The organism is Sphingopyxis sp. YF1, from assembly GCF_022701295.1.
Taxonomy (GTDB): domain Bacteria; phylum Pseudomonadota; class Alphaproteobacteria; order Sphingomonadales; family Sphingomonadaceae; genus Sphingopyxis.
Window position 1 is genome coordinate 2,041,042 of the sequence record NZ_CP033204.1, and the last position, 13,332, is coordinate 2,054,373.

Consider the following 13,332-nt stretch of genomic DNA (forward strand, 5'->3'; position numbering starts at 1 on the left):
CGGCAGCGCCAATGGCGCGCTCAGGCGCCCGGTGCGCCGGGCCCACGGTCCCACTGCCCCTCGACCGGCTCCTTCAGCCAGAACCACGACACGAGGAAGGCGACCAGCACCACGCCCCATGTGTACCACAGCCCGGCATAGGCATCGCCCGTCTTGGCGATGATGAAGCTCGCGATCAGCGGCAGGAAGCCGCCGAAATAGCCGGTGCCGAGATGATAGGGAATCGACAGCGACGAATAGCGCACGTGCGGCGGGAACATTTCGGAGAGCAAGGCCGCGACGGGGCCATAGGTGAAGCCCGACAGCGCGCTGAGTCCGAGCAGCGCCGCGACGATCACCGCGATGCCGAGCGGCCCCGGCACCTGCTTTTCGAAATCATAGCCCATCGCCTCGAGCGCGGGTTTGAGCACCGCGGGATCCTCGCCCGCAACCTCGCGTCCGCCGATCGTCACCCGGACGCTGTCGAAACCGCCGCCGTGCGCCACGACATCATAGGGCACTCCCAATTTGGTCAGCTCGCCCAGCGTCCGTCCGCACGCGGTCGCCTGTTTCTGCGCAAAGGGGTCGAAGCTGCACTGCGATCCGGTGACCACCACCGGCGCCTTTTCGGCCGCGGCGGTCAGCGCCGGATTGCCGACGCTCCCCATCAGCCAGAACAGCGGAAAGAGCAGCACGAGCGTCGCGGCATAGCCCCGGACGATCGGCTTCTTGCGCCCGATGCGATCGGACAGATGCCCCGCCCACAGGAAGAACCCCATGCCGAGCGCCGCCGCGATCCCGACGATGATCTCGGCCGCGCTATCCTCGACCTTCATCGGCCCTTTGAGGAACGACAGACCCGAGAACATCGCCGTGTACCAGATCACCGTCAGCCCCGCGGCGATACCGAACAGCGCGACGAAGATGCGCAGCTTGTTGCCCGGATAGGTGAAGCTTTCCTTCAGCGGATTCTTCGCCAGTTCGCCCTCGGCCTTCATCGCCTGGAACACCGGGCTTTCGGACAGTTTGAGCCGCATCCACAGCGAGATGGCGAGCAGGATGATCGACAGCAGGAACGGCACGCGCCACCCCCACGCCTCCCACACGGCGTCGGACATCACCGCCTTGCAGCCGAGCACGACGATCAGGCTGAGCACGAAGCCGCCGACGACGCTCGCCTGGATGAAGCTGGTATAGAAACCGCGCTTTTCGGGCGGCGAATGTTCGGCGACATAGACCGCCGCGCCGCCATATTCGCCGCCGAGCGCGAGCCCCTGCAGGATGCGCAGCGCGATGACGATGATCGGCGCGGCGATCCCGATCGTCGTCGCCGACGGGATCATGCCGACCCCCGCGGTCGCGACGCCCATCAGCGTGACGGTGACGAGGAAGGTATATTTGCGTCCCAGCCGGTCGCCGAGGAAACCGAACAGCACCGCGCCGAGCGGCCGGAACCCGAATCCGACCGCAAAACCGGCCCACACCAGCAATATCTCGAGCGTCGCATTGTCGCTGGGAAAAAACGCCTTGCCGATGATCGCCGCCAGCGTGCCGTAGATGAAGAAATCATACCATTCGAAGATCGTCCCCGCGGAGGATGCGGCGATGACCATACGAATATCTTTCGCGGTCGGCTGATAGTCCGCGCCATGACGGGCGCCGGCGGCACTTGCGGTCATATACTCTCCCTCATCCCGCCGCGCGGGCGGAACATTTTTCGGGCTCCGTCATAAACGCTGTTCGGCCTTGCACAAGCGGGCGCGTGGGGGCAGCTTCGCGGCATGACCCGCTTCATCGACCTTTCGATCCCGATCACCAACGACGTGGTGTCCGATCCGCCGGTGATGCGGCCCCAGATCCACTATATGACCCACGAGAATACGTGGGAACAGATCGCGATGTTCTTCCCCGGCCTTGTCAAGGACGATCTGCCCGACGGCGAAGGCTGGGCGGTCGAGAGCCTGACGCTCAGCACGCACAACGGCACGCATATGGATGCGCCCTGGCATTTCCACTCGACCACCGATCGCGGCGCCACCCCGGCGCCGAGCATCGACGAAGCGCCGCTCGACCTCTTCTTCCGCCCCGGGGTGAAGCTCGATTTTTCGGGTCGCCCCGCGGGGCATGTGATCGGCGCCGCCGAGGTCGAAGCCGAACTCGCGCGCATCGGCCACACGCTCCAGCCCTTTGACATCGTCCTCGTCCAGTCGGGCGCGCTTTATGGCACCGACAATTTCACCGACCAGGGCTGCGGCATGGGCGCGGAAGCGACGCTCTACCTGACCGAGCGCGGGGTGCAGGTCGTCGGCACCGACGCGTGGAGTTGGGACGCGCCGTTCAGCCACACCGCGAAGCGCTGGGCCGAAACCCGCGACCCGTCGATCATCTGGGAAGGCCACAAGGCGGGCCGGATCCGGCCCTATTACCAGATCGAAAAACTCACCAACCTCGCCGCCCTGCCCCCGACCGGCTGGACGCTGAGCTGCTTCCCGGTGAAGATCGAGCGCGCGAGCGCGGGCTGGATTCGCGCGGTGGCGCTGGTGGAGGATTGAGCGCCGCAAGCGCCGTCGTGTGGCGCGGCATTTTGGGTCGGTCGGATGCCGAATATTCGCCGGCGACCGGCGCCGCTGCTGTATCCTCCCTATGGCGGAAACCCATGGGAAAGTCGAAGACGACGATAGCGCCAGCAGGACCGCCGCGGGTGGTGGTGGTGGGGCCGAAAGGTCGCGCGACGCTGACTCCGTCAGCGCTTCGCACTGCTACCTCCCCGTCACTGCGCGGCAACAAGCGACCGGTTGCGGATGTTAAAATTGCCGCTAGCCTGCGGTTGCGCGATCATCGGGCTTGTTGCGATTGCCAGCCTCTTATGAAACAGTGTCGCGATGATCGGTTTCCATGACCATACAACCAACCGGCACAGTGGCCGCCCTGAGCCGAGCGACTCTTGGCAGACGGAGCGCTTCATTACTTGGACAGCCTGGGTGATGGCGGCTACGTTGGTTGCCGGAGCAGCCTATTATTATGCGAAATGGCGTGAACTTGATGGCGTGATGCCGATGATCGGCGGTGCGGTCCTTTTTTCATTTATCGCCTACACTCGACGCAAGGCGCTTGAACGGAAGCAGCTAGAGTTTCGTAGGGCTGTCGCCGCCTATGAAACGTCTCTTGCTCGCGTTGGCCACGATGCCCATTAGCAAGTCCATGGCTAGTGGTTTGGGATAGTCGACGTCCGCTTAGCCACAACGTCCACTTTCCACCCCAAAACCGCCATTCAGTCAGGCGGCGGCGAGCCTCTCACAAATTCACCGTTGCCAGCATCCACAGGGTCCACCCGCCCAGCACCAGCAGCGTGGCCCATGTCGCGACCACGCCAATCTGGCGCGGCACAGGCGGCTTGCCGGGTTCGGCGGGCGCATGCAGGCCGATGATGTGCGCGACGCGGCCGATCAGAAACAGCGCGCCGATCGCCATCAGCGCCATATGATTGGCGCGCGCGCTTTCGAGCAGGCCGAGCAGGATCACCACGATCGGCGCATGTTCGGCCAGATTGCCGTGGCTGCGGCTCGCCGCGATCAGTTTCGTATCACCGTGATCGCCGAAGGCGGCCTTCAGCCGCAGCCGCTGGCGCACGGTCAGGATCGCGGTGAACAGCAGCAAAAATGCGCAGACGGCGCCGACGAAGGCGGTTACCGGCAAAGTCATGATCGTTCCTCCCCTTTGCCGGAGAGGCTAGACCCGACCGGCGGCCTGGGAAAGCTCAGAACAGCCGCGACCCGTCGGGCACCGCACGGTCGGGCGCGAACAGGATCACCGCGCCTTCCTCGTCGGCGAAGCCCAGCGTCAGCACCTCGGACATGAACTTGCCGATCTGGCGCGGCGGGAAATTGACCACCGCCGCGACCTGCCGCCCCGGCAGTTCCTCCAGCGCGTAGCGATCGACGATCTGCGCACTGCTCTTCTTCACCCCGATCGCGGGGCCGAAGTCGATCTTCAGCTTGAACGCGGGTTTGCGTGCCTCGGGAAAGGGTTCGGCCGCGACGATCGTGCCGATGCGGATGTCGACCTTCAGGAAATCGTCGAAGGCAATGGGGTCGCCAGCGGGGGCACCCGCGTCGTGATTTACGTGCATTCAAATAAACTCCGTCATGGCGATCCCGGCGAAAGCCGGGAAAAGCAATCCCGAGCGGCCCTGCGCCACTCGGGATCGCTTCGTCGCTTCGCTCCTCGCAATGACGAGAAGCGCCAGGCTATTCCATCTCCAGAATCACCGCATCGACCGCAAGGCTGTCGCCCTGCGCCGCGTTCACGGTCTTCACGACCCCCGCCTTTTCGGCGCGCAGGATATTCTCCATCTTCATCGCCTCGACCGTCGCGAGCGGCTGGCCCGCCTCGACCTTGTCGCCCTCGCCGACGTGCAGCGTCACAAGCAGCCCCGGCATCGGGCAGATGAGGAATTTCGACAGGTCGGGCGGCACCTTTTCGATCATGTGCGTCGCCAGCGGCGCGACGTGCCAAGGCAGCACGCGCACCTCGTGGATGCGCCCGCGCGTCGTCATGCGCCAGCCGCTGCGCGTTCTGGCGACCTTCACCGCGAGCTCGCTGCCGTCGATCCCGGCGACGACCAGCCGGTCGCCGGGTGCATATTCCAGCGCGATATCGACCTTGTCGCCGTCGACCTTGATATGCTTCTTGCCCAGCTTGACCTTGTGGGCTTCGCCGTCGATCGTCACCTGCCATTTGGCGGGCGGATCGAGCCGGTCGCCGAGCTGACCGTCGGTGCGCCGCGCGCGATCGGCCTCGGCCGAAGCCATGAAGCCCGCGATCGCGGCGAGTGCACGCGTCACGTCGGCATCGGTGTCGGCGCCATGGAACCCCTCGGGATATTCCTCGGCGATGAAACCCGTCGTCAGCTCGCCCGAGCGGAAGCGCGGGTGCTGCATGATCGCCGAGAGGAAGTCGATATTGTGGCCGAGCCCTTCGAGTTCGAAGCGGTCGAGCGCCGCGACCTGCAGGTCGGCGGCCTCGTCGCGCGTCTTGCCCCAGGTGATCAGCTTGGCGATCATCGGGTCGTAGAAGATCGACACTTCGCCGCCTTCCTCGACCCCGGCATCGACGCGCACGCCGTCCTCGCCGCGCTCGTCGCCCTCCCACGCCGGCACCGGGGTGCGATAGCGCACCAGCCGCCCGGTCGAGGGCAGGAAGCCGCGATACGGGTCCTCGGCATAGACGCGGTTCTCGATCGCCCAGCCGTCGAGCTTCACATCCTCCTGTTTCAGATCGAGCTTTTCGCCCGCGGCAACGCGGATCATCTGCTCGACCAGGTCGATGCCGGTGATCGCTTCGGTCACCGGATGCTCGACCTGGAGGCGTGTGTTCATTTCGAGGAAGTAGAAGCTCTCGCCGGTCGGATCGGCGCCCGACACGATCAATTCGACCGTGCCCGCGCTGTAATAGCCGACCGCCTTCGCCAGCGCGACGCACTGCTCGCCCATCGCTTTCCGCATCTTTTCGGTGACGAAGGGCGACGGAGCCTCCTCGACCACCTTCTGGTGGCGGCGCTGGATGCTGCACTCGCGTTCGTTGAGGTACAGCGTGTTGCCATGCTGGTCGCCGAGGATCTGAATCTCGATGTGGCGCGGGTTGAGGATGAATTTCTCGATGAACACGCGGTCGTCGCCGAAGCTGTTGAGCCCTTCGCGCTTGACGCTCTCGAAGCCCTCGCGGACGTCTTGCTCGCTATACGCCAGGCGCATGCCCTTGCCGCCGCCGCCGGCGCTGGCCTTCATCATCACCGGATAACCGATCTCGTTCGAGATGCGCACCGCATGCTCGGTATCCTCGATCTCTCCAACGAAGCCGGGGACGACGTTGACGCCGGCTTCCATCGCGAGCTTCTTCGACTCGATCTTGTCGCCCATCGCCGCGATCGCGCCCACCGGCGGTCCGATAAAGGCGATATTTTCCTTGGCGAGTGCCTCGGCGAAACTGGTGCGCTCGGACAGGAAACCATAGCCCGGATGCACCGCCTCGGCGCCGGTCGCCTTGCACGCGGCGATGATCTTGTCGGCGATCAGATAGGATTCTGCTGCCGGCGAGGCACCGATATGCACCGCCTCGTCAGCCATCTGCACGAAGAGCGCGCGCGCATCGGCGTCCGAATAGACGGCGACGGTGGCGATGCCCATGCGGCGCGCGGTCTTGATGACGCGGCAGGCGATTTCGCCGCGGTTGGCGATCAGGATTTTCTTGAACATCAATATTCCTCGACAAGTGCCTTGAGTTGTTCGGTACGTTCTCTGGTCAGGGTTGCGCGGCAGCCGCTGATCACCATCGATTCTGCGGATCCGCCGCGCATCGAATAGCCTTCGCTCTCGCAATGCCGGTCGCGGTAGGTCAGCCAGGCGCGCTGCGCGGCCAACAGCGTGTCGTGATAGCCCGGCCGATTGTCATATGTGCCGTCGAACTCGGCATCGATCTGCTTCATCTTCGCGGACGTCAGCTTCCATTGCACGTTGAGCTCGGCATCGGCCGCCTCATAGTCGCGATAGGCGCAGTGGTTCATCTCGATCTGATATTGCGGATTGTCGCAATCGAACTCCGGCTCCTCGGCCGCGGCGACAAACAGCATCAACGACATCAGCATCATTCGCCCGTCTCCTGCGGCGCCGCGGGCGCCGGAAAAATCCGTTTCATCTGCCGCGCCCAGACGATGACCAGCACCAGCGCGCCGAGCCACAGCAGATTTTCGACCCACAAAGGCCCGCCCGCGCCCGCTTCGGTGCCCAGCCGCACCCCCTGCATCCGGTTTGCGGCGTAGCCGCTCGCGCACGAAGCGGGCAGCAAGAACAGCGTGGTCAACAGGGCAAGGAGCGGCTTGCGGGTCACTATTCGGCCGCTTCCAGCGCCTCGTCGCGGCGCATCGGCTCTTCGCTCACCATCGGCACGATCCCGAGCTTCGCGAACAGCGCAGCATCAGCGCTGTCGCCGCGATTGCCCGTGGTGAGCAATTTGTCGCCGGTGAAGATGCTGTTCGCGCCCGCCATGAAGCAGAGCGCCTGCGTCGCCTCCGACATGCTCTCGCGCCCCGCCGACAGGCGGACCATGCTCAGCGGCATCGTGATGCGCGCGACCGCGACGGTGCGCACGAACTCGATCTCGTCGATCTGGGCAAGCGGGGTGTCGGCGAGCATGTCGCCGAGCACGGTGCCCTTCACCGGCACCAGCGCATTGACCGGCACGCTTTCGGGATGGCGCGGCAAGGTCGCGAGTGCGTGGATGAAGCCGACCCGATCGCCGCGCGTCTCGCCCATGCCGACGATCCCGCCCGAGCAGACGTTGATGCCCGCGCTGCGAACTTCCTCCAGCGTGTCGAGCCGGTCCTGGAAGGTGCGGGTCGAGATGATGTTCTCGTAATTCTCCGGGCTCGTGTCGACATTATGGTTGTAATAGTCGAGCCCCGCGACCGCGAGCGTCTGGGCCTGCTCCTTGGTCAGCATCCCCAGCGTCATGCAGGTTTCCATGCCCATCTGGCGCACGCCTTCGATCATCTCGACGATCGCGGGCATGTCGCGATCCTTGGGGTTGCGCCACGCGGCGCCCATGCAGAAACGCTGCGAGCCCGCATCCTTCGCTTCGGCGGCCGCCTGCAACACCGCGCGCACGTCCATCAGCTTGGTCGCCTTCAGCCCCGTCTCGGCGTGCGCCGACTGCGAGCAATAACCGCAATCCTCGGCGCAGCCGCCGGTCTTGATCGACAGGAGCGTGCACAGCTGCACCTCTCCGCGCGCGTGGTGGCGGCGATGGACGCCCTGCGCCTCCCACATCAGCTCGTCGAACGGCAGGTCGAACAGTTCGGCGATTTCTTCGCGCGTCCAGTCGGTGCGGGGCAGGTTTTCGGCGGGGGGGAGAGTCATGGGAACGGCCCTTTGTTATCGGCAGAAGCGCTTGTGCGCCGCGAGGTAGAATGGGTGGGGCGGAGTTTCCCCCGCGAGGGGTGCGAACCGGTCCGCCGCCCACGCCTTGCGATCGGCAAAGCGGACGCGGACGACGCGCCGATCGCCGGCATCGCCATAGGCGCCGGTGCCGTACAGGATCAGCCCGATATCCGCCTTCGGCCGGGCGCAGTTGAAGCTGATCAGCCCCTTGTTGACGAATTTGTCGCCGGTTTCGAAATAGACGTCGCGCCAGCCGCCATCGGTCTTTTCAAGCCGCCCCGACCAGTCGGTGTGATAGACGGCGTCGATCTGCTGCCGGTAAAGGGGCTCGACCGTCACGCCCGGGCGATAGTCGCTCGGACGAAGGTCAGCCTTCGCCACCGCGGGTGCGGCGACAGCCAACAGCAGGGCAAGCGAGGCGATCCGCGACATCAAGCCGCCGCGTCCAGCGCCTGCGCCAGGTCGGCGATGATGTCGTCGATATGCTCGATGCCCACCGACACGCGCACCACGTCGGGGCCTGCGCCCGCCTGCACCAGTTCGTCGGCCGACAACTGGCTGTGCGTCGTCGAGGCGGGGTGGATGATCAGCGAGCGCGTATCGCCGAGGTTGGCGAGATGGCTGAACAGCTTGACCGACGACACCAGCCTGACCCCGGCGTCGTAGCCACCCTTGAGGCCGAAGGTGAACACCGACCCGCCCTTGCCGCCCAGATATTTGTGCGCCAGCTCGTGATAGGGGTTGTCGCGCAGCCCGGCATAGGAAACCCAGCTCACCGCCGGATGCGCCTGCAACCATTTGGCGAGCGTGATCGCATTACTGCAATGCCGCTCCATGCGCAGCGCCAGCGTTTCCATGCCGGTCAGCGCGAGGAAGGCGTTCATCGGCGCCAGCGCCGGTCCCAGGTCGCGCAGTCCGAGCGTGCGCGCGGCGAGGATGAAGGCGAGATTGCCGAACGCCTCGGTGAATTTCAGCCCGTGATACGAAGCGTTGGGTTCGCTCAGCGTCGGATATTTGCCGCCCTTCGCCCAGTCGAACGATCCCGCGTCGACGATCACCCCGCCGATGGCATTGCCGTGGCCGTTCAAGAATTTGGTGGTCGAATGGACGACGATGTCGGCGCCATGCTCGATCGGCCGGCACAGGATCGGGGTCGCCATCGTGTTGTCGACGATCAGCGGCACGCCCGCGTCGTGCGCGACCTTGGCGATCGCCTCGATGTCCTGCACCACCCCGCCGGGGTTGGCGAGGCTCTCGATGAACACCGCGCGCGTCTTGTCGTTGATCGCGGCCGCGACGTTCGCCGGATCGTCGGCGTCGACGAAATGCGTCGTCCATGCCATCTTGCGAAAGCTCTGGCCGAGCTGGTTGAGCGACCCGCCGTACAGCTTCTTCGCCGCAACGATCTCGCACCCCGGTTCCATCAGCGTGTGGAACGCCAGGAACTGTGCGGCATGTCCCGATGCGACCGCCAGCGCCGCCTGTCCGCCCTCGAGCGCGGCGATCTTGCCTTCGAGCGCGCCGTTGGTCGGGTTCATGATCCGGGTGTAGATGTTCCCGAATTCCTGGAGGTTGAACAGCCGCGATGCGTGATCGACATCGTCGAAGACATAGGATGCGGTCTGGTAGATCGGCGTGATCCGCGCCTTGGTCGTCGGGTCGGGCGCGGTGCCGGCGTGGACGCTCAGCGTTTCGGGTTTCATCTCGGTCATGCGGCATCCTCCAGCGGGGGCATATTATGCCCGAGCAGGCGCAGCACGTCGGCGGCGCATTCGACGACATTCGACCCGGGGCCATAGATGCCCTGCACCCCGGCGTCGCGCAGATAGTCATAATCCTGCGGCGGAATGACCCCGCCCGCGATCACCTTGATGTCGCTTCGCCCCGCCTCGCGCAGCTTGCCGATCAGCTCGGGGATGAGCGTCTTGTGCCCGGCGGCAAGGCTCGAGGCGCCGACGACGTCGACGCCGCTGTCGAGCGCCAGCACCACCGTCTCCTCGGGAGTCTGGAACAGCGGCCCCGAAACGACATCGAAGCCCATGTCGCCGAAGGCCGAGGCGATGACGTTCGCGCCGCGGTCGTGGCCGTCCTGCCCCATCTTGGCGACGAGCAGTTTCGGCTTGCGCCCCATGCGGCGCTCGACCGCGGCGACGCCGTCGAGCACCTGCTGCCAGCGCGCATCGCCTTCATAGGGCGCGGCATAGACGCCTTTCACCGGCGTCGGCTGGGTGCCATAGCGGTCGAAGCTTTCCTCCATCGCAAGGCTGATTTCGCCGAGCGTCGCGCGCGCGCGCGCCGCCTCGACCGCGTGCGCGAGCAGGTTGTTCTCGATCGACTGCTCACCCGCCGCCGCCTTGCGCAGCGCGTCGAGCGCCGCCTGGCACGCGGCTTCGTCGCGGCTCGCCTTCATCTTGTTGATGCGCGCGATCTGCGCCTCGCGGACCTTGGTGTTATCGACTTCGAGCGTTTCGAGCAGATCCTCGTTGGCGAGGCGATATTTGTTCACCCCGACGATCACGTCGTCGCCGCGGTCGACGCGCGCCTGCCGCGCTGCGGCAGCGGTCTCGATCATCGCCTTGGGCCAGCCAGCGGCGACAGCCTTCGCCATGCCGCCTTCCTTCTCGACGCGCTCGATGATCTCCCACGCCTTGTCGACCAGTTCCTGCGTCAGCGCCTCGACATAATAGGAGCCGCCGAGCGGATCGACGACCTTGGTCATCCCGGTCTCTTCCTGGATGACGATCTGGGTGTTGCGCGCGATACGCGCCGAGAAGTCGGTCGGCAGCGCGATCGCCTCGTCGAGCGCGTTGGTGTGCAGCGACTGGGTGCCGCCGAGCATCGCCGCCATCGCCTCGATCGTCGTGCGCATGACATTGTTGTACGGGTCCTGCTCGGTCAGCGAGACCCCCGACGTCTGGCAGTGCGTGCGCAGCATCTTCGACCGCTCGTCCTTGGCGCCGAGATTGGTCATCACGCGGTGCCACAGCACGCGCGCGGCGCGCAGCTTGGCGATCTCCATGAAGAAGTTCATGCCGATCGCGAAGAAGAAGGACAGGCGCCCGGCGAACTTGTCGATGTCGAGGCCGGAGGCGACGCCGTAGCGCACATATTCGGCGCCATCCGCAATCGTGAAGGCCAGCTCCTGCACCTGCGTCGCGCCGGCTTCCTGCATATGATAGCCGGAGATGGAGATGCTGTTGAACTTGGGCATCTCGCGGCTGGTGTAGCCGAAGACGTCCGAGATGATCCGCATGCTCGGTTCGGGCGGATAGATGTACGTGTTGCGGACCATGAACTCCTTCAGGATGTCGTTCTGGATGGTCCCGTCGAGCAGCTTGCGCTCGACCCCCTGCTCTTCGCCCGCGACGATGAAGAAAGCGAGGATCGGGATCACCGCGCCGTTCATCGTCATCGAAACCGACATCTGGTCGAGCGGGATACCGTCGAACAGGATCTTCATATCCTCGACGCTGTCGATCGCGACCCCCGCCTTGCCGACGTCGCCGACGACGCGCGGATGGTCGCTGTCATAACCGCGGTGCGTCGCAAGGTCGAACGCGACCGACAGCCCCTTCTGCCCCGCGGCGAGGTTGCGGCGATAGAAGGCGTTCGATTCCTCGGCGGTCGAGAAGCCCGCATATTGCCGGATCGTCCACGGACGCCCCGCATACATCGACGCGCGCACGCCGCGCGTGAAGGGCGCGAAACCGGGCAAGCCAGGATCGACGGTCACATCGTCGGCCGTATAGAGCGGCTTGACGTCGATCCCCTCGGGCGTCGCCCAGGTCAGGTCCTTGCCCTTGACTTCCTTGGTCGCGGCGGCGGCCCATTGGTCGATGGTCGGCTTGTCGGTCATATACAGTCTCATTGTTATGCCCCGGCGAAAGCCGGGGTCCAGAAGTCGGGGGCCCCGGCTTTCGCCGGGGAACGGGAAATCAATGCGCCTCCTTCGGCGTTTCCATGATCTCGGTCAGCACCCCGCCCATATCCTTGGGGTGCAGGAAGAAAATCAGCGTCCCGTGCGCCCCGATGCGCGGCTCGCCCAGCACGCGCTTGCCCAGCGCCTCGAACGCGGCCTTGGCGGCGTAGATGTCGGGGACTTCATAACAGACATGGTGCTGCCCGCCCGCAGGGTTCTTTTGCAGGAAGCCCGCGATCGACGTGTTGCCCGGCAGCGGCTCGACCAGTTCGATCTGCGTGCCGTTGAGCGCGCCATCGGCGCCCGGCGTATCGACGAAGCACACCTTCACGCCCTGATCGGGCAGGTCGAAGGGTTCGTGGATCTTCGTCGCGCCCATCACGTCGCGGTAAAAGACGATGCTGTCGGCGATCGACGGCGTCGCAACGCCGATATGGTTCAAACGTCCCAGTTTCATAAAGCCCTCGATATCCATCCCAATGTGATCGCGATCCCGACCGCGACGAAAACCAGTCCCAACAGCGCGACGAATTGCGTCCCGCGATACGCCAGCGCAAAGCCGACCGGATTATCCTCGCGCGACAGGCCGCGCCCCATGCCCCGGTCGACGACGCCCGCCTGCCCCCAATGGCGCGCCATCGCCCATGCGGTCCGGGCAATGACCCAGGCACCGATGGTCCAGCAGACCGAGATGGCGGCCCAGAACCATTCCATCACCCGCGCCTCAGCAACCCGGAACCCGGTCGGCGCCGACCAGTGCATATTTGCCGTCCTTCAACACATAGCGCTGCGTGAACGACCGCGTGCCGGTGTAGCCGACAGTGAAGCTCTTGTCGGGCTCGGCCGCGACGATCTTGCCCTCATATTCGCCATCGGCCTGCCCGACGCCCGCGCCCGAGCTCATCGCGTCGGTGAAGCCCGCCCGATCGACCGGGCCATCGGGGGTCAATTCGGTCAGCGTCGCGGTGCTGATCGCGCAGCCCTGCCACACCCCGCCGCCCGCGGTGACGAGATAGGGATTCTTGCCGATCGCGTCGCTGAACGCCCACGACGTCGCGGCATTGCCGACGGTGCCGACCGCGCCACGGTCAAACCATTCACCCTGCTTCTGCCAGCCCGACGGGCCGCCCTGCAGATAGTGGATCGCGTTGATCCCGCCGTCGCCATGCCCGGCCTCGTCGAGGCTGCCGAGGCTCAGCAGCACGCCGACATTGTTCGGCAACAGGTGGATCGCGGCGGGACGGAAATGATAGGTCCGCCCGTCGATTTCGCGCGCCGCCATCGCCACGGCGCCCTTGCCGAGACCGAAGGCCGCACGGAACGCAATGTCGATCGTTTCGCTTTCCTCGCTGCCGAGCGTGATCGGAAAGGCCGGCTCGGGCTTGCCGACAGGGGTATCGGGATCGAACGCCGACGCCGCCGACGAAGCCAGCAGCGCGGGGACGATCAGGGCACCAAGAAGCAAATTTCGCATCTTCAAACCTCATTTGGAATCAAGGG

General features: G+C 65.3%; 15 protein-coding genes. 2 read left to right on the forward strand and 13 right to left on the reverse strand.

Features of this window, described 5'->3' with window-relative positions; translation table 11 throughout:
• Positions 1-20: 20 nt before the first annotated feature.
• Complete coding sequence (locus EAO27_RS09870; RefSeq protein ID WP_242780104.1) at positions 21-1,658, reverse strand: MFS transporter; 1,638 nt, start codon at positions 1,656-1,658, stop codon at positions 21-23.
• Positions 1,659-1,760: 102 nt separating this feature from the next.
• On the opposite strand from EAO27_RS09870, the gene EAO27_RS09875 reads away from it, so the two are divergent.
• A complete protein-coding gene (locus tag EAO27_RS09875; RefSeq protein ID WP_242780106.1) occupies positions 1,761-2,531 on the forward strand; it encodes a cyclase family protein in 771 nt (256 codons plus the stop codon).
• A 330-nt stretch (positions 2,532-2,861) separates the two neighbouring features.
• Complete coding sequence (locus EAO27_RS09880; RefSeq protein ID WP_242780108.1) at positions 2,862-3,173, forward strand: hypothetical protein; 312 nt, start codon at positions 2,862-2,864, stop codon at positions 3,171-3,173.
• Positions 3,174-3,273: 100 nt separating this feature from the next.
• Here EAO27_RS09880 and EAO27_RS09885 read toward each other — a convergent pair whose 3' ends face one another.
• The 12 genes from EAO27_RS09885 to EAO27_RS09940 form a co-directional block, all read right to left on the reverse strand.
• Positions 3,274-3,681 (reverse strand): MAPEG family protein, encoded by a 408-nt coding sequence (locus tag EAO27_RS09885; protein ID WP_242780110.1) that lies wholly within the window; start codon positions 3,679-3,681, stop codon positions 3,274-3,276.
• A 55-nt stretch (positions 3,682-3,736) separates the two neighbouring features.
• The gene (locus EAO27_RS09890) at positions 3,737-4,108 is read right to left on the reverse strand and encodes a tRNA-binding protein (RefSeq protein ID WP_242780112.1); all 372 of its coding nucleotides are present in this window, start codon (positions 4,106-4,108) and stop codon (positions 3,737-3,739) included.
• A 118-nt stretch (positions 4,109-4,226) separates the two neighbouring features.
• Complete coding sequence (locus tag EAO27_RS09895) at positions 4,227-6,233, reverse strand: acetyl/propionyl/methylcrotonyl-CoA carboxylase subunit alpha (protein WP_242780114.1); 2,007 nt, start codon at positions 6,231-6,233, stop codon at positions 4,227-4,229.
• On the reverse strand, positions 6,233-6,625 hold the full coding sequence (locus EAO27_RS09900; RefSeq protein WP_242780116.1) for a lysozyme inhibitor LprI family protein: 393 nt from the start codon (positions 6,623-6,625) through the stop codon (positions 6,233-6,235). The genes EAO27_RS09895 and EAO27_RS09900 overlap by 1 nt, the downstream gene beginning before the upstream one ends.
• On the reverse strand, positions 6,622-6,837 hold the full coding sequence (locus tag EAO27_RS09905) for a hypothetical protein (protein WP_242780118.1): 216 nt from the start codon (positions 6,835-6,837) through the stop codon (positions 6,622-6,624). The genes EAO27_RS09900 and EAO27_RS09905 overlap by 4 nt, the downstream gene beginning before the upstream one ends.
• Before the next feature lie 26 nt (positions 6,838-6,863).
• Positions 6,864-7,892, reverse strand: a complete 1,029-nt coding sequence (bioB, locus tag EAO27_RS09910) for a biotin synthase BioB (protein ID WP_242780120.1) — start codon at positions 7,890-7,892, stop codon at positions 6,864-6,866.
• 15 nt (positions 7,893-7,907) lie between these two features.
• The gene (locus tag EAO27_RS09915; RefSeq protein WP_242780122.1) at positions 7,908-8,345 is read right to left on the reverse strand and encodes a hypothetical protein; all 438 of its coding nucleotides are present in this window, start codon (positions 8,343-8,345) and stop codon (positions 7,908-7,910) included.
• The gene (locus EAO27_RS09920; protein ID WP_242780124.1) at positions 8,345-9,625 is read right to left on the reverse strand and encodes an O-acetylhomoserine aminocarboxypropyltransferase; all 1,281 of its coding nucleotides are present in this window, start codon (positions 9,623-9,625) and stop codon (positions 8,345-8,347) included. Before EAO27_RS09920 ends, EAO27_RS09915 begins: the two co-directional genes overlap by 1 nt.
• Positions 9,622-11,769: a methylmalonyl-CoA mutase gene (gene scpA / locus EAO27_RS09925; protein WP_242780126.1), complete on the reverse strand. Its 2,148-nt coding sequence runs from the start codon at positions 11,767-11,769 to the stop codon at positions 9,622-9,624. The genes EAO27_RS09920 and scpA overlap by 4 nt, the downstream gene beginning before the upstream one ends.
• A 79-nt stretch (positions 11,770-11,848) precedes the next feature.
• On the reverse strand, positions 11,849-12,289 hold the full coding sequence (mce, locus tag EAO27_RS09930; protein WP_242780128.1) for a methylmalonyl-CoA epimerase: 441 nt from the start codon (positions 12,287-12,289) through the stop codon (positions 11,849-11,851).
• Positions 12,286-12,546 carry a hypothetical protein gene (locus EAO27_RS09935; protein ID WP_242780130.1) on the reverse strand — a complete coding sequence of 87 codons (261 nt, stop codon included), beginning with the start codon at positions 12,544-12,546 and terminating at the stop codon, positions 12,286-12,288. Before EAO27_RS09935 ends, mce begins: the two co-directional genes overlap by 4 nt.
• Positions 12,547-12,556: 10 nt before the next feature.
• Positions 12,557-13,306, reverse strand: a complete 750-nt coding sequence (locus tag EAO27_RS09940; protein ID WP_242780132.1) for a hypothetical protein — start codon at positions 13,304-13,306, stop codon at positions 12,557-12,559.
• Positions 13,307-13,332: the final 26 nt, after the last annotated feature.